Annotated in this window: 28 protein-coding genes and 1 other annotated feature; of the genes, 13 read left to right on the top strand and 15 right to left on the bottom strand. The window is 44.2% G+C overall.

Annotated features, from left to right (window positions below; all coding sequences use genetic code 11):
- Positions 1 to 40 precede the first annotated feature (40 nt).
- Genes KD909_RS07635 through KD909_RS07625 form a run of 3 tightly spaced genes read left to right on the top strand, consistent with a single transcriptional unit; the run spans position 41 to position 2,060 of the window.
- Entirely contained in the window at positions 41 to 568 is a 528-nt protein-coding gene (locus tag KD909_RS07635; RefSeq protein ID WP_256440507.1) for a DUF2199 domain-containing protein, read from the top strand.
- Between the two features lie 14 nt (positions 569 to 582).
- Positions 583 to 1,338: a hypothetical protein gene (locus KD909_RS07630; RefSeq protein WP_211781227.1), complete on the top strand. Its 756-nt coding sequence runs from the start codon at positions 583 to 585 to the stop codon at positions 1,336 to 1,338.
- 32 nt (positions 1,339 to 1,370) lie between these two features.
- Positions 1,371 to 2,060 (top strand): glyoxalase, encoded by a 690-nt coding sequence (locus KD909_RS07625; RefSeq protein WP_211781226.1) that lies wholly within the window; start codon positions 1,371 to 1,373, stop codon positions 2,058 to 2,060.
- 14 nt (positions 2,061 to 2,074) lie between these two features.
- Here the strand turns inward: KD909_RS07625 and KD909_RS07620 are convergent, their stop codons facing one another.
- Positions 2,075 to 2,890 (bottom strand): GGDEF domain-containing protein, encoded by an 816-nt coding sequence (locus KD909_RS07620; protein ID WP_211781225.1) that lies wholly within the window; start codon positions 2,888 to 2,890, stop codon positions 2,075 to 2,077.
- Positions 2,891 to 3,107: 217 nt separating this feature from the next.
- On the opposite strand from KD909_RS07620, the gene KD909_RS07615 reads away from it, so the two are divergent.
- The 3 genes from KD909_RS07615 to KD909_RS07605 all read left to right on the top strand — a co-directional run bounded on the left by KD909_RS07615 (position 3,108) and on the right by KD909_RS07605 (position 5,366).
- The gene (locus KD909_RS07615) at positions 3,108 to 3,653 is read left to right on the top strand and encodes a Rossmann-fold NAD(P)-binding domain-containing protein (protein WP_211781224.1); all 546 of its coding nucleotides are present in this window, start codon (positions 3,108 to 3,110) and stop codon (positions 3,651 to 3,653) included.
- A 223-nt stretch (positions 3,654 to 3,876) separates the two neighbouring features.
- Positions 3,877 to 4,608, top strand: coding sequence for a serine hydrolase domain-containing protein (locus KD909_RS07610; RefSeq protein WP_211781223.1), 732 nt, complete (start codon positions 3,877 to 3,879; stop codon positions 4,606 to 4,608).
- A gap of 23 nt (positions 4,609 to 4,631) precedes the next feature.
- Entirely contained in the window at positions 4,632 to 5,366 is a 735-nt protein-coding gene (locus KD909_RS07605; protein WP_211781222.1) for a MerR family transcriptional regulator, read from the top strand.
- 5 nt (positions 5,367 to 5,371) lie between these two features.
- Here KD909_RS07605 and KD909_RS07600 read toward each other — a convergent pair whose 3' ends face one another.
- The gene (locus KD909_RS07600) at positions 5,372 to 6,073 is read right to left on the bottom strand and encodes a CPBP family intramembrane glutamic endopeptidase (protein WP_211781221.1); all 702 of its coding nucleotides are present in this window, start codon (positions 6,071 to 6,073) and stop codon (positions 5,372 to 5,374) included.
- 91 nt (positions 6,074 to 6,164) lie between these two features.
- Between KD909_RS07600 and KD909_RS07595 the strand changes: the two genes are divergently transcribed.
- Positions 6,165 to 6,551: an NUDIX hydrolase gene (locus KD909_RS07595; RefSeq protein WP_211781220.1), complete on the top strand. Its 387-nt coding sequence runs from the start codon at positions 6,165 to 6,167 to the stop codon at positions 6,549 to 6,551.
- A 67-nt stretch (positions 6,552 to 6,618) separates the two neighbouring features.
- Here KD909_RS07595 and KD909_RS07590 read toward each other — a convergent pair whose 3' ends face one another.
- Together KD909_RS07590 and KD909_RS07585 are read right to left on the bottom strand one after the other, a co-directional pair.
- Positions 6,619 to 7,851, bottom strand: coding sequence for an MFS transporter (locus KD909_RS07590; protein ID WP_371744364.1), 1,233 nt, complete (start codon positions 7,849 to 7,851; stop codon positions 6,619 to 6,621).
- Between the two features lie 59 nt (positions 7,852 to 7,910).
- Positions 7,911 to 8,164 (bottom strand) — a binding site (T-box leader).
- Positions 8,165 to 8,338: 174 nt separating this feature from the next.
- Positions 8,339 to 9,502, bottom strand: coding sequence for an MFS transporter (locus tag KD909_RS07585; RefSeq protein ID WP_211781218.1), 1,164 nt, complete (start codon positions 9,500 to 9,502; stop codon positions 8,339 to 8,341).
- 127 nt (positions 9,503 to 9,629) lie between these two features.
- Here KD909_RS07585 and KD909_RS07580 point away from each other — a divergent pair, with 127 nt between their 5' ends.
- On the top strand, positions 9,630 to 10,391 hold the full coding sequence (locus KD909_RS07580; RefSeq protein WP_211781217.1) for a helix-turn-helix domain-containing protein: 762 nt from the start codon (positions 9,630 to 9,632) through the stop codon (positions 10,389 to 10,391).
- Here KD909_RS07580 and KD909_RS07575 read toward each other — a convergent pair.
- From KD909_RS07575 to KD909_RS15560, 7 genes are all read right to left on the bottom strand, one after another.
- Entirely contained in the window at positions 10,378 to 10,782 is a 405-nt protein-coding gene (locus tag KD909_RS07575; RefSeq protein ID WP_211781216.1) for a TIR domain-containing protein, read from the bottom strand. The genes KD909_RS07580 and KD909_RS07575 overlap by 14 nt on opposite strands.
- An 18-nt stretch (positions 10,783 to 10,800) precedes the next feature.
- Positions 10,801 to 11,085, bottom strand: coding sequence for a hypothetical protein (locus KD909_RS07570; RefSeq protein WP_012726272.1), 285 nt, complete (start codon positions 11,083 to 11,085; stop codon positions 10,801 to 10,803).
- Position 11,086: 1 nt separating this feature from the next.
- Positions 11,087 to 11,548, bottom strand: a complete 462-nt coding sequence (locus KD909_RS07565) for a helix-turn-helix transcriptional regulator (RefSeq protein WP_012726273.1) — start codon at positions 11,546 to 11,548, stop codon at positions 11,087 to 11,089.
- Between the two features lie 25 nt (positions 11,549 to 11,573).
- Positions 11,574 to 11,870 (bottom strand): hypothetical protein, encoded by a 297-nt coding sequence (locus KD909_RS07560; protein ID WP_211781215.1) that lies wholly within the window; start codon positions 11,868 to 11,870, stop codon positions 11,574 to 11,576.
- A gap of 239 nt (positions 11,871 to 12,109) precedes the next feature.
- Positions 12,110 to 13,201, bottom strand: a complete 1,092-nt coding sequence (tnpB, locus tag KD909_RS07555) for an IS200/IS605 family element RNA-guided endonuclease TnpB (protein ID WP_211781214.1) — start codon at positions 13,199 to 13,201, stop codon at positions 12,110 to 12,112.
- 5 nt (positions 13,202 to 13,206) lie between these two features.
- Positions 13,207 to 13,605, bottom strand: a complete 399-nt coding sequence (gene tnpA / locus KD909_RS07550; RefSeq protein ID WP_211781213.1) for an IS200/IS605 family transposase — start codon at positions 13,603 to 13,605, stop codon at positions 13,207 to 13,209.
- Between the two features lie 71 nt (positions 13,606 to 13,676).
- A complete protein-coding gene (locus tag KD909_RS15560; RefSeq protein ID WP_256440503.1) occupies positions 13,677 to 13,799 on the bottom strand; it encodes a hypothetical protein in 123 nt (40 codons plus the stop codon).
- A 119-nt stretch (positions 13,800 to 13,918) separates the two neighbouring features.
- Between KD909_RS15560 and KD909_RS07545 the strand changes: the two genes are divergently transcribed.
- From KD909_RS07545 to KD909_RS07535, 3 genes are all read left to right on the top strand, one after another.
- Positions 13,919 to 14,287 (top strand): PH domain-containing protein, encoded by a 369-nt coding sequence (locus KD909_RS07545; protein ID WP_211781212.1) that lies wholly within the window; start codon positions 13,919 to 13,921, stop codon positions 14,285 to 14,287.
- 101 nt (positions 14,288 to 14,388) lie between these two features.
- Positions 14,389 to 15,048: a hypothetical protein gene (locus KD909_RS07540; RefSeq protein ID WP_211781211.1), complete on the top strand. Its 660-nt coding sequence runs from the start codon at positions 14,389 to 14,391 to the stop codon at positions 15,046 to 15,048.
- 27 nt (positions 15,049 to 15,075) lie between these two features.
- On the top strand, positions 15,076 to 15,735 hold the full coding sequence (locus KD909_RS07535; protein ID WP_211781210.1) for a hypothetical protein: 660 nt from the start codon (positions 15,076 to 15,078) through the stop codon (positions 15,733 to 15,735).
- Positions 15,736 to 15,856: 121 nt separating this feature from the next.
- Here the strand turns inward: KD909_RS07535 and KD909_RS15600 are convergent, their stop codons facing one another.
- Entirely contained in the window at positions 15,857 to 15,985 is a 129-nt protein-coding gene (locus KD909_RS15600) for a DUF5694 domain-containing protein (protein ID WP_371744363.1), read from the bottom strand.
- Positions 15,963 to 16,577: a DUF5694 domain-containing protein gene (locus KD909_RS07530; protein ID WP_211781209.1), complete on the bottom strand. Its 615-nt coding sequence runs from the start codon at positions 16,575 to 16,577 to the stop codon at positions 15,963 to 15,965. Before KD909_RS07530 ends, KD909_RS15600 begins: the two co-directional genes overlap by 23 nt.
- A 172-nt stretch (positions 16,578 to 16,749) precedes the next feature.
- Between KD909_RS07530 and KD909_RS07525 the strand changes: the two genes are divergently transcribed.
- Complete coding sequence (locus KD909_RS07525; RefSeq protein ID WP_211781208.1) at positions 16,750 to 17,730, top strand: Gfo/Idh/MocA family protein; 981 nt, start codon at positions 16,750 to 16,752, stop codon at positions 17,728 to 17,730.
- Positions 17,731 to 17,787: 57 nt separating this feature from the next.
- On the opposite strand, the gene KD909_RS07520 is transcribed toward KD909_RS07525, so the two are convergent.
- Positions 17,788 to 18,189, bottom strand: a complete 402-nt coding sequence (locus KD909_RS07520; protein ID WP_211781207.1) for a carboxymuconolactone decarboxylase family protein — start codon at positions 18,187 to 18,189, stop codon at positions 17,788 to 17,790.
- Positions 18,190 to 18,271: 82 nt separating this feature from the next.
- A complete protein-coding gene (locus KD909_RS07515; protein WP_211781206.1) occupies positions 18,272 to 19,156 on the bottom strand; it encodes a LysR family transcriptional regulator in 885 nt (294 codons plus the stop codon).
- A gap of 122 nt (positions 19,157 to 19,278) precedes the next feature.
- Here KD909_RS07515 and KD909_RS07510 point away from each other — a divergent pair, with 122 nt between their 5' ends.
- Positions 19,279 to 20,061 (top strand): 3-hydroxybutyrate dehydrogenase, encoded by a 783-nt coding sequence (locus tag KD909_RS07510; protein ID WP_249199007.1) that lies wholly within the window; start codon positions 19,279 to 19,281, stop codon positions 20,059 to 20,061.
- Positions 20,062 to 20,170: the final 109 nt, after the last annotated feature.

Raw genomic sequence — 20,170 nt, 5'->3', positions numbered from 1 at the left:
ACATACCACTAATGAAACTTAAATCAGAAAGCGAGTACTTATGAGATACCTTTTCAAACGAAAACACAAGAGTGATTGCAACTGCTCGATATGTGGCACGAGTAAAGAACATACAGTCGGCTTTGGATCGATCATGCCATCAGTATTAGACGGCCTATCAAAACGGGAGATGAAGAAGCGCGTCGTTTTGACAGATGATATTTGCGTCCTCGATGAAGCTCATTTCTTTATCAACGGATGCCTCGAACTCCCGATCATTGGAGAAGACGATCCTTTCATCTGGAATGTCTGGGTATCACTCAGTCCGGATAACTTTTTCAAAGTCATCGATTTATGGGATGAACCAGCTCGTGTAGACCTCGGCCCGATGTTCGGCTGGTTATCGACGGATCTTCCCATCTATCCAGATACCATCAATCTAAAGACAAACGTACATATGCGTGGAGTCGGACTACGTCCATTGATTGAACTCGAACCAACGAATCATCCTCTTGCAATGGAGCAGCGTAATGGTATCACGAGGTCGCGGGTCGATGATCTATTCCGACTCGTTGAACGTAGCGGATAAAGGAGGAGATCAGGGTGAGTCAATTGAAGTCATCTTTGATTTTCGATTTGTATACAGGAAATCAAGCGCTCACTTCGATTCAGCAGAAGATGTTGGAGCGAATCGAGTTACTTGTTCACGACAAACGATTCAAAGAACTTGAACAATTCATGCGCGACACTCCGGACATCGAGCAGCTGTTAATTGACTATGTGCTGCTCGATCCGACCGAATCATATCGCTGGGATTTGCTTATTGGTTACGAACGGTTGGATCGGATTGAAGATTATGATCGAGTGAATGCATTTTGCCGAACTGCCTTTTCATACCATCCAGATAAACCCTTCTATTTTGCCTTGGCATTATATGATATGGGGTGGAATGATTTCGAGATAGACGAGGAAGTCATTGAAGTTGCGAATCAATTGATTGAAGTAGCAACACCTGAAGTTTCTGCATTGATTTGTCTAAGCGTTTCAAAAGTGCTACGACATAAAGAGCGCGAGTATCTTCAAATGGCAATTGAGCGATGTCCGTGGGCAGTACAGCCAACCTTTTCTCTAGGTGAGCATTACAGCCGATATAATCCGAGATTGGCTAAAACCTATACGGAGAAGGGTGTGGCTCAATTGGCTCTGAATTTTGATGATTCAGGCAAGAGTCACGTAGCATCAAAGACCGGTTTCAATCCGATTTCGTGGAAAGAAGATTGTTGCTCTGATTTACTAGGAATGAATATGAATTGGTCAAAATACCAAAAATACAAGCGAGCCATCAAGTCACATAGATAAGCAAGAACATGAGGAATACGAGGAGGGATTTTATGAGAGTTACAGAAGCCACGCTCTATACGAACCGGCTCGACGAAATGAAACGTTTTTATGTGGAGAAGCTCGGACTATCCGTCGTTGACGAAGATTCGACCCGCTTTCAAATCGAATTAGGAGAAAATACCTTGATATTTCAAGAGGCTATAACAGAGCAAGAGCGACAGTACCATTTCGCGATCAATATTCCGGCTAACCGGTTCAAAGAAGCAAAGGAATGGATCATGTCACGTGTCCCGCTTTTAACCGCAGACGGGGAGGACGAAATCTATTTTGAAGGGATTGATGCATCATCTCTTTATTTTTACGACGCGGACGAGAACGTCATCGAGTTGATTGCTCGACATTCGATTAATCCGGAAAGTAACATCGAGTCCTTTTCGTCAAATGAGTTTCTTGGAATCGGCGAGATGAGTTTGACGGTAGAAGACCCGTCACTCGTCGCACAGGCGCTTGAAACAATTGGAGTAAGACGGAGAGATGGGAACTCAATCGACCCACATCATTTGAACTTCCTGGGTCCTCCAAATCACGATACATACATGCTACTTGTACCTCGAGGGCGCGTTTGGCTCTTTTCACCAAAACTGTCGATTCCGAGCCCGATTCAGATGGTACTTGATCAACAATACATCATTGAACTGGATGAGAAACTCGAATTTCATATTCACTCCATCAAAAAATGAGTTCACGATTGAACTCATTTTTTAGTCTTTGATTCGACATACCGATAAATTTTTTCTAATCGTATGGTTGCGTTCTCTAGGTTCACCTCAAACGATTTGTCTGAGCATTCAACAGTGAGCGAATCGCCGTTTTGACGTGAATACTCTAGTAATAGTGGTCTGATTCGTTCATGTACAATATGTGCATTTTCGATTGAGGTTCGAGGGAAAATCATAGCGAATGTGTCTTGCGCAACCCGATACTTCTTGTCCGTACGTCGAGTCGCTTCGTGAAGTTCGTCACTAAAATAGTCTAAAAACCACTCATATTCGGATGAACCATACCGTTTTTCAAAATGATTGAGAATGGGCAATGTGATGAATGAAACCACGAACGTCTCACCGTGGCGAATCAACCGATCCCGTTCAGCTTCTATATCCATCAAAAAACGATCTCGGTTATCAAAACCGGTCTCCGGGTCTACCGCAATCAACTGACTGACTCTCGCTTCCGCAACCTTTAGTGCAAACTGAGCATGGAACAGGATGACTTGAAGCCAGTAAGACAGACCCGTCAAAATCGCTAATAGTAATAAAATATACAGTTGCGCAGTAGCGGCAGTCGCATACACAGGCATGGTGATTAAAAAGTAAGCTGCGAATCCGAACAGAATAAGTACACCAGACCCACGATGAATGAGCAACGTTGAAAGATAAAGAATCGGAATACAGATCATCCACCAAACGGGTAGATGATTCAGGATCAGCAGAGAGGAAAATAGAATACTACATGCCAACGATACAACGATGAGTGCAATCAGTTGTAGTGACATCGTTGTCCAGAGTCTCATAGGTATCCTCCTCTTAAAAGAAATAAATTGAAATCGTTACACTATTATCCATTTTCCAAAATAGTGATAGTTCAAACCGATTTGAACACTTGATTCATTATAAGTGATTCACTCGATTATGAAAGGCTTATTTTTGAAAAGACGTGAATGTTTCCGAACACTTCTATAGGAAAAGAAGAATGAATGATTGGTGTATAATGTAAAATGAGGTGATGGCATGAATCGAAAACATGTGTTGATTGTCGGAGGGACAGGGATGTTGGCCGAACTCACATCTTGTTTAGCGATTGAACAGGATGTCACGGTCATTGGACGAGATAAAGAAAAAATGGCAAGCATTGTACAACGAAATCCTGAAACGTGTCATCCACTGATTGTTGACTATCGCGAGGAGGAAGTACTTTCAAACGCACTACAGCGAGCAGTGAAACAAAGAGGTCCGTTTGATCGAGTCATCGCCTGGGTGCATCGTGGCTCAGGGAGAGCGATGCAACTCATTTTGGATCATTCGGAAACTTCAGAGGTGATACATATTTTAGGTAGCCGGGCGAATCCGGAATATGAGAAGAGGTGGCTATGTCTCAATGAACAACAAACATATCGACAAGTCCAATTAGGTGAAATTCATGAGATGGCATCTGTCCGTTGGTTGACACATGACGAGATTGTGAAAGGGGTTCTCGATGCTATGCAGAACCAAGACGACTATCGATTGATTGGTACACGAAAGGATGACGTAAATGTTCACTCGAGAAATGATTAGCGAATGGATGGAGAAGCACCACGTATCTAATTTAGACTTGGCAACAATCACTGAAACAGGGGAGTTGTCCGCATTTCAAAGAGGAGACGTCTCTTGTGAAGGCAGGATGTTCGCCGCCTGTTCAATCAGTAAATTTGTAACGGTGATTCTCGTTTTGAAGCTCGTTGAAGATCAGGAGTTAAATTAAGACTCGGAAATAAATGATTATTTCTCTTCCTTCACGTTGAATGACGAAAATGGGATTCCTTCACAGATCACGATCCGACAGCTCATCCAACATCAGGCTGGCATAATCGATTCGCCTCATCAGTTCGGGACGATGGTTCAATATAAGGAGATTCCTTCGATGGAAAAGATGATATTAGGCAACACATCCCATTACAAGCGACCGATGTTTGTCCAGTCACAGGAAGTCGGGACGTTCCACTATTCAGATTCAGGTTACTGTTTACTCCAACATGCGATTGAGCAATGCATGTCTTCTACATTTGAAAAAATCATGACTGAATACATCTTTGCACCGCTCGATATGAACTCGAGTTCGTATGACTTAGAGACGGTAGAGCAGTATGGCATAGACGGGATTAAGCCAAACGGGTCGGTCGTCTCTCCACAGGCATGCTATTATCCTTACCCTGCAGCGAGTGGACTTTGGACAACGGCTTCCGATTTAGCGACACTCGTCAACGCAATTACGAAAGAAGGGTTCTTGAGTAACGAGTCAAGAAGGATTTTATTCACACCTTCATCTACAAATGCCGAAGTAGGACATGGTCTATTTATAAATCCCAACAAGCCAGGTAAGGGATTCTCATTCGGTTGGGGAATCGGGTTTCAAAGCATACTCGTGATGGAGAAAGACTCTCCAAAAAGTTTCATTTGTTTGTCAAATCGGAATGAAGGGGTTCATCAACTCGAAGGATTGATCGGACAGCTACTACGGACATACACATAACGTATTATAAGGAGGGCTACACGTTGGCTAGACACTATTCAACGGGAGAGGTCGCAAGAAAACTGAACGTGTCTGTGCGTACGCTTCGATACTATGACCAAATCAATTTGGTCACCCCCTCGTATACGAACGATGTACAGAAACGATTTTATAGTGATGACGAAATGTTTCGGCTTCAAAAAATCATGCTTTTAAAATCGATGACCGTCCCGCTCGATGAGATTCGAAGAATCTTAAATGAGGAATCTCTTACAAGCATCTTGTCCGCCCATCTGTCCTCGTTAGAAGGAAAGATAGAGGAATTGAAGCAGGCGCAGAACCATACGGTCACGCTCCTTCAATCCATGAAGCTTGAAAATGAAAAAATCGATTGGACGAAACTGCAAACTATTCAAGCTAAATCAAATGACCGGAAACAATGGAGGGACTATTTTACGGAAGAAGAGTCTGATTCATTGCAAGCAAGTTTACCTAAATTAGAAGACGGTGAGCATGATACGAAAAAGTGGATCAACTTGATTCGAAGAACCGAAATTCTAATCGAACGTGGGGTCGCCCCTTCCTCAAAAGAAGCCCAAATTCTTAAAGAAGATTTGACTTGGTTAACAGACGAGACATTTGGAGACAATCAACAATTGATTGAATCATTTTGGAAGATTCGAAAATCAACTGATGCATCGAATGAATTAGGACTGTATCCAATCGATGCATCGATTCTTGCCTATATTGATTCACTATATCAAGAGATAGCAGACTGATTCCCTCATGCCAATGCAGTCAATAGAACGGCTAGCCCATTAAAGGTACCATGGATGAGCATGCTGGAATAGATAGAGTTAGTCCGTTCATATACCCAAGCGAACACTAGTCCCGATACAAAATTGACGAGTAACGTGTTTGTCGTCGGTAAATGAGCGAGAGTGAATATTCCAGCACTTACGATCATCCCGATCCCAACCCCAAATCGTTCTTGAAAGAAGCGGTATAAGAACCCACGATAAAAGATTTCTTCATAGATCGGTGAAACGATAGCCGCCGATCCAAACGCAATCAGTATGGAGATAATCGACAAGTCACTTTGTAAACTCTCTGTTTTTGTATTCGACGTCCCGATACCGAAATATGATTGGACTATGACGATGATGATACTGAGTCCAATTAGCACAATTGTCCATAGAAAGATGATGCCCGAATCTTTCAATGGAAAACGGCGAAGTCCTAACGTTTCCAGCGATAGGGTTTGAGGACGTATTGCGACGAGATAGAGGACAGTCATAAATATTATGGCTAATAACAGGCCGATACTTGTTCCTGAATAGAGGGTGTTTCCCCATGACTGTTCTAGAAAGTTGTGTAATTGTCGCTCGATAAGTAGGGGCGTCACTCCGAATAGAAGAACCATCGTAATTGCGAACTGATTCCATGTCCAAATGGGAGTTGTTTTCTTTTGCATTTGATTCAACATCGTATTTCCTCCTTATGTGGTTGTAGCCCCATCATATCGGGTGACGTAACGTCACCTGCAAGCAGAAAAATGAAAAAGGAGTATTAAGACTATGAAACAGTGGATTGGATCAGCTGCTTTATGTATGAACGAAGAAAAGAAAGTCCTGTTCGTAAAGAATCGTGACGTACAACAATGGAGTTTACCATCAGGCGGTTTAGAAGAAGGAGAAACGCCGGAACAATGTTGCCAGCGTGAAGTGTTCGAAGAAACGGGCTATCGCATTTCGATTGATCAAAGATTACATATCAAACGAGCCATCATCTCAAGTTATCAAGTCGAAACGCACTATTTTTTGGCAACGTGTGACGAGCGGATGGCGACCGCAACTATCGACTCGGACATTGATGAAGTCAATTGGTGGTCGATTCATGAAATAGAGCGATTGGAACTTGCATTTCCAGAGGATCTTGAGCTGATTAAACGGTGGAGTGTATGATGAAAAATCAATGAAGCGATTCATCGAATCGAACAAGCCGGTCGCTTGTAAACGACCGGCCAATAAATTAAGAAACTTCTTCGATTTGATTGTGAAAGAAATACTCCCGTTTCGAACGGTCGCGCATGACATGTATGGTGTAACAACCAACAAGGAAGAAGAGAATGGAGAATGCGAGATAGACCGAACGAATCCCAACCATTTCGGCAAGGAGTCCAATCCCAAATGTGAGTAGGATGACGAGTAGCGACTCTGCCACATTGATAGCGCCAGAGAACCTACCCATGATTTCGACCGGGACATGGTGTTGATAGAATGATAAGAATCCTGTATTTGCAAAGGCAAGCGCGAATGTCAGGACAAAAAATCCAACCGAGGCCATCATGAATGACGATGAACTTGCGAAAAGAAGATAGCCGACTGGTGTCATGATTGTCCCGAATCCAATACAAAACGATAAGGACAAGCGGTGACTCCATCTTGAATTGATGAGTGATCCAAAGATAATCCCAATCCCAGCGATACTGACGAGAAAGCCATATCGGCTTTCAGACAAGTGAAGGACTTGGGTCGCGAATGACGCCTCCAACGAATCGAGTCCAGACATGAAGATGGTCATGACACAGAACAATCCATAAATGAGCATCACATATCTGGCATTCGAAGCGAATCGGATGACAACCTTCCAATCGTCAATGATCATCCGCATAGAGAATGGTTCAACAGGCGCATTCGTTCGAAGGTGAGATGGGAGGAGCATCAGCATACCGACCGATCCAATGAGTGCGAAGGCGTTCACAAAAATCGCAAATGTCGGGCTCCCGACTAGAAAGAGTAGACCCGCAATCGTCGGACCTAAAATAAACCCGGATGACTGTACAAAGTTTTTCATCGCATTGAACTTTTGTCGGTTCGAGGCAGGTACGAGTTGCGTCATGTAGACCAGACTCGATGATTCGAATAACGAGCTCATCACATTGAGAAGAAAGACGATCCCGTAGATGAGCCACAGTGAATCAATCCAGCCTAAGCTGAATACGAGGAACGCACGCAGACCATCCAGTAACATCATCAGTCGTCTCGTATCGACCCGGTCAATCAGGCTACCTGACCAAATATTCGAGACGAGCGAGGCGAGCGGGACTAATACATAGAGAATCGAGACGGCGAATGGAGATCCCGTCATCTCGAGGACAATCAGGTTGAGCGCGATAAAGTATACCCAAGCACCGAGATTTGAGATTCCGACACTGACGAGCAGTAGCGTAGAGGTTTTTCGAAACGAGTTCAAGTCAATCACTCCTTCTATTTTTTAATCACTTTCGCAACGCAAAAAAATCCCACCCCCAAGAACGAAGTCTTGGGGACGAGATTCTCATCGTGGTGCCACCCCTGTTCGTCCGCACGTCACCGTACGAACCTTGTTTGGTACTGCCGAACGAGTCGGACTATACCTCAACTCTATAACGGGAGTGCCCGTCGCCACATCCCTCGGGGTGAGTTCCATGGCGCTGCTCAGAGGCTTGTTTCGATCAACGTTCTTTACTCCTTTTCACCAGACGGAGCTCTCTACGAAAGATTCATTGATGTACTGTTCTCTTCATCGCGTTTGTCAGATCATTTTTAAAAGGATAGCACATTGTGCAAATATTGGAAACGTTTTTGGTAGATAGATGTATATCCCCTTCAAGATACTAAACTATGATTGTGATCTAGGACGCTTTCTTCAATTCTAAAGGTTGGCACTTATCCAGTTCTTTCAAGATTGAACGATAGAAGAAGATTGCCTATATTCCAAAGTAAATATAAGTGATGGCCATCCAACCGGGTGACACGACATTATAAGCCGAAACGCTGATTGCTCCAATGAGAAGCGCACCTCTGTAGCGGAGACCGTTCACGGCCAAGTATTGACTGCGCAGATGGTCTTCTATGAGTCGAGCTAGCATGGCTTGGTGGATGGGGACATATAGCAGTTCTCCGAACGTGAAGCAAGCCGTAGCGAGCACTAACATTGAAAGATCATGTGAAACCGGTAAGATGGCGAATCCAAGACTGAACAGTGTGACACCCGTGTAAAGTAGCGCACGTTCAGAGATGGATTTGGTCCAACGCATCAACACAAGACCGAGCAGTAACACGAGAATCGTATTCTCCGCTCGAAGCAGTCCGAGAACGCTCGTCCCATCTAGTGAGAAATGGAATAACGGGACAACTTGTAACGTCTCAGCAAAGTGAATCGCGAGATAATGCGTAAGCTGCAACTCTAACGACAACGTCAAAATACCTGCGATGAGGTATTTCAAAAAAAGTCGGTTCTTTATGACCGTTTTATATCCTGTCCACATACGAGTGGTCTTCCGTGATTTTGTTCGTACAGAATGATAGTGGTCTTCGAGTTTCAAGTAAATAAAGAAGACACATCCGAATGAGAGGAAGGCTGCCGATACTAACAGTGAGAAGAGATACTGCTCAAAGAAAAAGCCGCCGATTAGGCTACCGATGACGATGGACCCATTCATGATCCAGTAACTGAGTGTATACAAATATTTTCGTTGCTCCGGTCGGCTATCGTCGATTAGGATGGCTTCGTTTGCTGGCGTGATGGCACTACTCAGAAGATGACTTAAAAAGAAGAAGATAAATAATAAAACGGCACTATTCATTACATGAGAACCTGCGATTGCCATTCCGATAAAACATACAAATCGTAGCATTTCTCCGATGAAGAGAACGCGTTTTCTTCCATATCGATCGGAGAGAAGACCACCATAGAGGCTCGTGATGAATGAGGCAATCATCGTCAAGACGATGAGCGGTCCAGTCTCGGTTGCACCGAACTGGCGAACAAAATAAATCGTCAAAAAAGGAAATATAGCAGTTTGAGTCAGTTTTTGAAAGAAGTTCAAGCCAAGTCTTATTTTTAGATTAGGATGAAGCGATTGAAACATGTGAATCACCATCTTTTCATAAGGTCAGCGAAGTGGCCACTTGACTGTTATGAACAGTATGCGTGATTTGAAGTGAATCATCGTGCACTTTATTGCTCGATTTTGGCGCAATAATCTGGAGGGATGTATGGAACAATTACTGACACTGCCTGACGTCACCATTCATTACGTGTCGTCTATTGGAGATTGGACGACAGAGAGAGAAGAGAGCGTAGAAGACATCGTCTGGGTGCTCGTGTTGGGAGGGAAAATCGGGATTGAAGTGGATGTATTCGAATATCGTCTCCAAGACAGCGAATTGATTGTGATTCAACCGAATCAGTCCTTTCGATTGTTCGCGGATTCAACTGAAACGACTTATGTGAGTTTTCGGTTTACTGCTAGCCGCTTGAGCGGATTTAAAAACAGGATCAATCCAATGTTTCCTTCGATAGCGGTCATGTCGACAAGAAGGCTGTTAGGGGAGTGGTCAAGACGAGAGTTATTGGGGAATGCTTCGACAGATGATGTCATGACATTCATTCGACATCATCTAAGCGATTCGATTGTGGATGAAGACCTATTTGCACCGGTCTTGCGTGTCATTCATGATTCTTATCATACGGAGCTTCGCATTGAAGACTTGAGTCGAATCGTCCATCAAAGCAAATATCAGTTCATTCGGAGCTTTCGAGAGCGAATCGGTCAGACACCGTATCAATACATCACGAGACAACGCCTGATTCATGCGAAATCACTTCTACGCTATTCGGACCTTACGTTACTCGCAATTAGCCAGGAAGTCGGATTCAATAGTCCAGCTCAGCTGAACAGACATTTCACGGAATGGGTAGGATGCCCCCCAGCTCGATTCCGTGAGAATAAAGGGCATCAGCTCAAACGTGATTAGAGAGCTTCAATCGATCTTGAATTTGGTAGGGGAGGGCGTGGAACGGTCCCTCCAAGCGTTGTACCGCATTCACATGATAAGACGTGCTCGTCTCCTTCATATTCATCATCTGATCACCCAAATCGTATAGGAAAACGTGTTTATTCATCCCGAGAGCAATCCCGAGTTCAACATGTGCGTCTTTACCTCCAAGCAATAGGATGACGACAAAGTCCGCTGATTGAATTCCAGAAACCTCCTCTTCGCCAATCGAGCGTAATGCATCAATTGATGTGGCGCGTTCGTTTTGAGTCCAATCATATGTATGGGTGTGACCGAGCGCAATCAGCTCATTACGCATGAACCGTACTTCTTCGATATTTGAAAAGCTTGAACCGACATAAAATCGCATGTGAAAACCTCCAATTCGTTATAGATGATTCATCTGGTAAAGAGCCACAAAATAAAATTGGACGATTAACAGGTAGCCAAGTACAAGGAAAGAAATCACCATAATCAAGACGAATTTCATCAAAGAAAGTGAAACGTATGATTGAATCAAGCGTGTCAAATAAAGCGAAGAGAGGACAAGCAAAATGATTGTGCCGATAACCCAAATGTAACCAATCATGAGATTCGGAATCAGCCAAAAATAGGCGATTGTGAAGATGATGAGGGTTAAAGCTATCATCAAATCTTTACGCTTCTTCGTCATCTTACACCTCTCGCTGATGTTCTAACTTCAATCGTACCTGTTCGGCATCCTCTGCATCAAATGTGCTGTACCACCTCACATGGTTGAGATCGATGATCCGATAATGTCCGCTGATGATATTTTGTTGAAGGGTGTAATGTGGACCTGACTCGATTGCATGCCAAAAGACGCGTCCGCCGAGTGTTTTTTCTTTCGGCTCATAAGTGTTCTCGGTCGCAATCAGTTTGACGAATTCGACGGGGTCGTCACCAATCAAGTGTATGAGAATCTCACTTTCGTTAAACAAGGCGCATAGCGTCACAATCGTCGACCAACTCGCTTCATTCCGCTCCTTCTCGATTTGGATGAGCGTTTTTTTTGAAATACCGAGTAAGTTCGCCATCTCTTCCTGTGAATACTGAGATTCGATACGAATCAATTTCATTTTTCGAGAGACTTGTTCAATAAATTCGGATTTTTGCATAAGCGCTCCTTTTTGTTTATCTGACTTACAGCGTCGCTGAGCTTATGAAAATCAAGATCCACGAGATTCCGAGAAACACTATAAATAAGAGCAGGCAGACGATGATATAACAGCAAATGTATTGCCAGTAGGTCAATCGTTTTGATTGATAATAATGGTATGTAAAACTGAATGTCGCAATCCCGATGACTAAGAACGCAACGATATCCCAGATGATGCCAATCTTCAAGAACGATGGAGTCAGAAACGAAGCGATGAGTGCAAGCACGACGGTCACAATCCCCGTAGAGATGGCAGCGGATGGTGTTGAAGTGTTTTCCAACGAATCACCTCCTAGTATATTACAAGTGTAATTTTACACTAAAAGTGGGCGATGTCAATTTCAGAATGTAAAAAACCCTTCTCTGAGGAAGGGTTCCGTCACTCGTCATGTTTATTCGGTGAACTACTCGCCACTTATTTGCTTCGCAAATTGAAGTGGGAGCTTCTTGGGAAGACCGTGCTTTTACTAGCCACGATTGTTTACCAAGCTCGTCGGGCAGTCCCTGCCCTGAAGGATGTTTAGTCGGCTAACATCAACAGGTTGATGCTCGCATTGATGTCGCGGTCATGATGAGCGCCACACGTACACGTCCATTCGCGTACATCCACTGTTTTCTTCTCGCCATTTTCGCCGCAAGAGGAACAGATTTGCGTCGATGCGTACCATTGGTCGGCCTTGATGAGCGTCCGTCCGTAGAAGTTTGATTTGTATTCTAGCTGGCGGACGAACTCGTACCAACTGACGTCGGCGATCGATTTGGCGACCTTGTGGTTCTTCATCATGTTCTTCGATTTCAATGTCTCCACGACGATGACTTGGTTCTCGTCAACGGTTCGTTTTGACAATTTGTGAAGGAAGTCTTTGCGTTGGTTTGCGATTTTCTCGTGTTTCTTGGCGAGGATCAGTTTGGCTTTTTCCCGATTCTTGCTTCCGATCTTCTTACGAGACAGAGTGCGTTGCGCCTTCTTGACCTTCTCTTCGGACTTGCGAAGAAAGCGAGGGTTGTCGATCTTCTCAGAAACCATGTCATCATTTGTCATGATGGCGAAGTGCTCAAGACCGAGGTCGATGCCGATCTTGTTCTTAGCCGGAATCCATTGCTCGTCATCCTGATTGACAAGGATGGAAACGAAGAACTTGCCCGTCTTCGTCATCGAGATTGTCGCGGACTTGATGATCCCCTCGAAAGAACGATGCTGTTTGAACTTCACGAAGCCGATCTTAGGAAGTCTCACCTTCCCGTCCTCGATCCGAACGCTCCCGTTCTGATTGTTTGTCGTGTAGGAGGCACGGTCGCCGTGCTTCGACTTGAATTTCGGGAACCCGACAGATTTGTCGCGGAAGAAGTTGGCATATGCCTTGTTCAAGTCCATCTGGGCATTCGCCAGGGATAGACTGTCGACCGCTTTCAAGAAAGGGAACTCGGGCTTGTACTTCGCCGGGGTCGGGAGCTTCTGCTTCACGTCAGGATTCAGCTTCGACTCCTCATACAGCCGGATCCGTTCCTCGAGCATCTTGTTATGGACGAAACGGACGCAACCGAACGTCTTCATGAAGGATTCTCGTTGTAGCTTCGTCGGGTATAGTCGAAACTTGTACGCCTTCAGCAAAGTGATCACTCCCTTCCTTGTTTTTCGATGTATCGCCTGATGACGTCAATCGTCGCACCGCCGGTCGTCACGAGGCAGTAGCTTCGAGACCAGAACGTTTCTTTCCACAGTCGTCTCTTGACGTGCGGAAAGTCTCGTTTGATCAGTCGGCTGCTGGCGCTCTTGTAGGCGTTCAGAAACTTCGACATCTCTGTGTTCGGATGGGCCATGAACAACACACGGATATGATCGCCGTCATGATTCCACTCGGTCAGTGTGATATGGTACGACGCGCCGATCTGTTCGAACGTCTGTCTCGCGAACTCGGAGACGGCGTCGTCGATCACCTTGCGTCTATATTTGACCACCAAGACGAGATGGTAATTCAGAAGAAAGACTGAATGTTTGTTCGTATCCATTTTCATTGATAGTTCAGTCCTTTTGATTGGTTACATCCATTATACCAAGCACATACAATCTTGCTAACACCGACGATTCATCTCCCACCTACGCTGGGCTTCGCCCCGAGACGCTTAGAGGAGGGAGAATTCTCGCCTGATTTAGTTAAATAAATCAAATAGCCGATCAGTAGTAATGTGATGATTTGTTGCGCGATCATGACGAAGTCCTCCTCCACACTCAAGTTGCTATACACTATCTTCCCATTCAAGGTCTAATCAAACGAGAATTGTGGAATATAGGGGATAGTACATTCATTTCATATAGGGAGGAATCGTTATGGGAAACCCGATTGGTGATTTGTCGTGGACGTTTTATTCAGAGTGTGAGGTGCCAAGTGACATCACGGAGTCATTCATCGACGGGGAGCGGGCGGTCGCGGCTTATAAAACGGTGCGTGACGTCGCTGTCTTCACGAACAAACGCCTGATTGTCCGTGACGCTCAAGGGCTCACGGGGAAGAAGATTGAAGTCTACTCGCTTCCGTACGACTCGATTGATATGTACTCGACGGAGAATGCGGGAAGAATGTTCGACTTGAACTCAGAAGTCCAGCTGTTCACTCGCGCCGGGACGATTAAAATCAATTTGAATAAAAAAGTGGATGTGCGTAAGTTCGACCGACTGCTCGCAGAAGCGATTCTTTAATGCGTTGGACCGAGAAATCTTTCGGTCCTTTCGTTTGGATTTTTCTGACAATCCATAATCTTGTATGATACGATCATACATAATGTGTGACGGAGGTTACGATGCGATTTACAATCCGATTATTGCTGGTCATGTTGAGTAGTTTGATGTTGGTGACTGGATTCATCTATCTGGTCCGACTGTTTTGGGAATGGTTTCACGACCCGACAAAAGGAGGCATCGTGCTTCTCTTGTCTGGAGAGGACGGAACCAGCAGTGGTGCTTATGGAGGCAAGTTTCGTCTGAAAGAAGATGAGGACTTTCAAATCTTGAATCATGTCTTTTTAGACTACACGTTCGGAATAGGTGGGACGGCAACAGAGTCGGGGAATTCAGTCTGGTTGTGGTTCCTTATTGGGGGTTTGGTCGTACTCCTGATTTTGATGCTCAGCATGCTACGGAAAAGAAAGCGTGTCATCTCGACTATTGATTTCTCGAGTAACGCTGTAAAGCGAGGAAATCGAACGACTAAACCAAAAGGGTTTATGGAATCTAAAGAGATTCAATGGACCGATAGCGCGATTCGGAATGCGCTCATCCAGTTCAATCTGGACTTGCCGATTTCCTCAAGACACCAGTCGAATGAGACGGTGAGAGATTGGTTCAAGCGAATTGGCGTGGAAGAAGTGGACCTCTCCCCATATTGGAAATCGAGATATATGGACGTAGTGGTGAGTGATGAAGAATCTAGACGATTTCGAGCAGCGTTGGAGTTTAAGTGATTCGAAGACGGTAAGGGGTGATAGTGTATGAACGATGAAATAGAGGTGGTTGATTCCGATGCGCGCAAGTCAATGGGTTCCGCTCGTTTGGTCAAGACCAATCATCAATTCTACATCCATTGGAATGGGTTGATCATAGACTTCAAACGGCATGAATATGTGGCAGGTATTCGAATCATTGACGAGAATCACTTGTTCATCTGGGCGTTTACGTTAGAAGGAGAACCAATCAATGCATGGGTGTTAGATGCAGACGGAGACATCAAACATTCATTTCACGCAGGTAACGCGATTGCAGTAGTCGGTATAAATGAAACGGGAATCTGGATCGGGTACGGGGACGAGGGCATCTTTGGGGAAGGGCTCTCGTCCGAAGCACTCGTCTGCTTATCAATAGAGGGAGCCGTACGTTTTCGCTATAATCAAGAGATCAGAAAGGCCCCGGTCCTTCATGATTGTGACGTGATGTACGCGTCTGAGAAGGGGGTGTGGGTCATCTCTTCAATCGATGCTCGTCTCGTTCATGTCCAAGTGGACGGACGGATTGACTCATATCCGATGCCCCGTCATCTCCTTGACTGTTCGTCATTGATGATAGAAGACGGTGTTGCCTATGTCGAGAAAGAGGAAAAGGTTTATCGTTGGCCGTTTAAAGAGAGAGAGCGTGCCGAACTATTCGAAAGTTAACGAAGATATAAAGTAGATTAAATGAGAAATCAATTGAATTCTTTATCGTATTGAGAGTCAGTGGATTTAGTCACACAATTAAAGGCCAAAAAAGCTACTTATGTTATTTCACATACCGAAGTCATATTAAATAAGTATTTAAGTCATGAACAGAGAATAATCCGCTCTCACCCAAGAATTGCTTTAACAGATGAATATGTCCTAAACCATAAAGTACAAAGATGCGATCATTTGATTCCCTTAGTGACAATTAATTCATTAAAAATCATTAAGTTACGAAAATACCAGTAGTGTGATACCCACCTAGTGCCAGACACTTCAAGAGATGCAATCTCTAAATAGGCGCGATGCATAGATAATGAAATTGTAGGGTGGTTGATTTCTTTATAATAGTCAGAAATCGTACGATTCTTAAATATTGTTTCGATATGATTCATGACATCTTGTTGGGATGATAATATTTGCTCCATTTCTCGCTTCTTGTCTTGAACAATGGTTTCTAAACTGAATCCCTCATCCTCATTCCAATCGATTGGATATACGCAATCTAGATGAGATTGGTGTGCAAGTCGGAATGCAATTTGTTCGCGTTCGTTAGCGGTTGCTAATTCCGGCTGCTTAATGATACGTTGAAACTGCTCATTTATGTATACTTTTTTTGAAGTATTAACTTCTATACATACTTTAGTAGGTTCAAATCTTCTTAATTGATTTACGAATTGTTTAATTTCTAACTGACGATTTTCACTTAACACATCTGGCATGTCCGGCATAAATAAATCACCATTGTTTGGCATGTTTAGATGTGTTGTGCCAACGAGCAATATGTCTGTTTTATTCATAGCAATTCTCCTTATCAATTTGATGTATAGTGTTACCTACGCTTATACTTCTTCTAGGTTTCATATTTTGTTACTTGATTTCAAAAGAACCAAGTCAATTTTTCTTATGAATCTTCGAGTTCACTCTAGTTAATAAATTTGATAGAAATATACATAGAAATGAGGAATTCACATGATCCGTTTCGGCATTATTGGTACAAACTTCATCACAGACTGGTTTATTGACACAATCAATCAGTTGGATGACATAGAAGTGACGGCACTTTACTCGCGTACAAAATCACGTGTTAAAGAATACGCAGAAAATCACTCCATTTTACATACTTTCACGTCACTTGAAGAGATGGCGCAGAGTGATGTCATCGATGCCATCTATATTGCGAGCCCGAACTCACTTCACGCCGAACAGAGTATCTTGTTCATGCAGCATGGCAAACACGTCCTCTGTGAAAAACCACTCGCCTCGAACGTCCAGGAAGTGACTCGTTTGGTTGAAGTGGCTAAGGAGAACCAGGTCGTCTTACTTGAGGCGTTACGAAATTTGTTCATGCCGAATTTTGAACGGATTCAACAGGCGATGGAGCGAATTGCTCCGGTGCGTCGAGCCGTCTTCAATAAATCACAGTATTCTTCACGATACGACCTCTATAAACAAGGGGAGAACCCGAATACGTTCAATCCTGCTTTCTCGAACGGCTCGTTGATGGACCTCGGTGTCTATCTCCTCGGGCCTGCTTTGAAACTGTTCGGTCAGCCGAATGAGATCCAGGCGAGCGGCGTGAAGCTGGAATCGGGAGTGGACGGGAGCGGAACGGTCATTCTCTCTTATGACGATTTGGATGTGATTATCATGCATTCAAAGATCCATGCGACATCGACTCCTTCTGAGATCATCGGGGAAAAAGGACGCATCATCATCGACGATATCGCGACGTGCGATGAAGTCCGTCTGGAGTTACGGGATGGCACATCAAAAATCATATCAGAAGCGCAGAATGCTCCGATGTCCTATGAGGTCGAAGCGTTCGTCCGAGCAATCGAAGCTAGGAATTCAGAGACGGATACGCATTCAGGAACTGATATGATTCGTCTTGCTCATGTGATGACAACGGTGCGAAAACAACTTGGTGTTCATTACCCGGCGGACACATGATAAAAGCCCATCCGAGCGGATGGGCTTTTATCATGTTGAAGCAATTGTGAATAAAGATTATACAGTAGTTGTGACAGTCAATCCTCGTTCTTCAAATACTGTTTTCGCAACGTCAAGAGCGTTGAGTACACGCGGGAATCCTGTATACGGAACAAGATGCATAATCGCCTCTACAATCTCCTCACCGCTTAATCCAGCTGTCAATCCAGTATTGATATGAAGCGCTAATTGTGGTTCTGTGCCTTGTGTGACAAGCGTTGAGATTGTCACGAGTGCCCGGTCACGGTTCGGGAGCCCTTCACGGCTATATACATCTCCATAAGCAAAATCTGTAATCCATTCTCCGATCGCAGGTGCAAGTTGTTCCAATGCATTCGCAATTCCGTCGTGTGTGGACCCGGCATCTTGACTCGTGAACTCTTTCAACTTGTTGACGCCTCGTTCATGTCTTGTTTCCATTTTCGATTCATCCTCTCTGTTGAAGCTGAACCCATCGTAGCAATTCTTTTGTCATGCTTCCAATTCATCTTTTTTATATCAGTTATGCATCAAATGAATATTCCTCGGTCAGGTAACGGATAAATTCTTTCGTGGCATACGGTAAATATCTGTCCTTTGCTGTCGCTAATCCAAGTTGCCACGGGATACTTTGTTTGAGTGGAATCGCCTTTACCCCGTATATATTCATTTCTTGCATGATAGTGCGAGGTAATATGGTTACCGCGTTACCTTGTGCGACAGACATGCATAAAAAATCCCATTGGCCACTCTCCCCGATCAGACGAGGCGTGAATCCCGCTTGTTCACAGGCAGTTCGAACGACGTGATGGAGCGAAAACTCATCTGTAAACAAGACGAAAGACTCAGATGCGAGCTCTTCAAGGAGGAGTTGGTTATGTGATGCTAAAGGGTGATGATCGGGCAAGTAAGCATACAGTTCCTCAGTGACAAAAGGAATTTCTTCAAACGTGGAACTTGTCGGTAAAACAGTTGCAATCACATCTAATTCTCCTTTTTCGAGTGCACGTTCAAGCGTATGTCCACCGGCTTCTGTAATCTCGACACGGATATTCGGATAGTTTGAATGAAATATAGTCAAGAATTTCGTGAAAAATAATGATCCGATTAGCGGGGGAAGTCCAAGTCGAATGAGCCCCCGTTTGGATTTTGTGATATCGAAAACGTGATTCGGTAAGTCTTCGAGCTGACGTAGTAATAGTTCACTCTCAAGCATCAACGCTTCACCGACATCTGTTAATTCGATTTGTCGTCTTTGCCGATCGAACAGTTCGACCCCGAGTTCTTGTTCTAAATGTCGAATCGTTTTGCTCAATGTAGGTTGTGTGACGTGTAGTGCTTCGGCTGCTCGCGTGAAACTTTTGGCCCTTGCAACCGCTATGAAGTACTGCATCTCTCGAAATTCCATTCTACTCATCCTATTCTATCGTGGCATGGTTTGTATAATAAATATTCATTTTTACTATCATTTAACTAAGTATACAATGAACTTTATAAAGGTCAATGCATTGCAATAGGGAGGAAGAAAACGTGAAACAATTACAAGATAAAATTGCACTAGTGACAGGGGCCGCTAGTGGAATCGGGTTAGAGATTGCCGAAGAGTTTGCGGAAGCTGGAGCAAAAATCGCCATTGTCGACATTCAGCTTGAAAAAGCTCATATTGCTGCGAGTCAGTTAAAGGAAAAGGGATACGATGCGATTGCGATTGAGGCGGATGTGACGAAAGAAGCAGCAATCAAACGTAGTATCGATCAGACGATGGAGGCATATGGGCGTATCGACATTGTGATCAACAATGCAGGCATGCAGCATGTTTCTCCACTTGAAGAATTTCCGACAGAGAAGTTTGATTTACTTCAAAGTATCATGCTTCGTGCACCGTTCTTATACACAAAACATGTTTTTCCGATTATGAAAGAGCAGCGATTCGGACGAATTATCAATATGGCGTCCATCAACGGCTTGATTGGCTTTGCTGGTAAAGCAGCTTATAACAGTGCCAAGCATGGCGTAATCGGACTCACAAAAGTCGCTGCGCTCGAGGGGGCGACTTCAGGTATAACGGTTAATGCGATTTGTCCTGGCTATGTGGATACACCGCTTGTTCAACAACAACTTGATGATTTGGCAAGAACCCGTAACGTTGCAAAAGAGCGAGTACTTGAGGAAGTCATCTACCCGCTCGTGCCGCAGCATCGTCTGTTACAAGTGAAGGAAGTCGCGGACTATGCAATCTTCCTCGCAAGTGACCAAGCAAAAGGAATCACAGGACAAGCTGCTGTCATCGATGGCGGATACGTCGCTCAATAACCATAAAACTCCTCCGAGTAAGTTCGGAGGAGTTTTATGGTTATTCTCTATTCAAATAGAGATATCTCAGAAACAGCCCCAGAACAATCGTCATAACAACAGCGGGAAT

It is taken from the genome of Exiguobacterium sp. PFWT01, assembly GCF_018255795.1.
In the GTDB taxonomy this organism is placed as follows: domain Bacteria; phylum Bacillota; class Bacilli; order Exiguobacteriales; family Exiguobacteriaceae; genus Exiguobacterium.
Note: the sequence above shows the minus strand (reverse complement) of the source record. Positions and strands in the feature narration are given on the sequence as shown.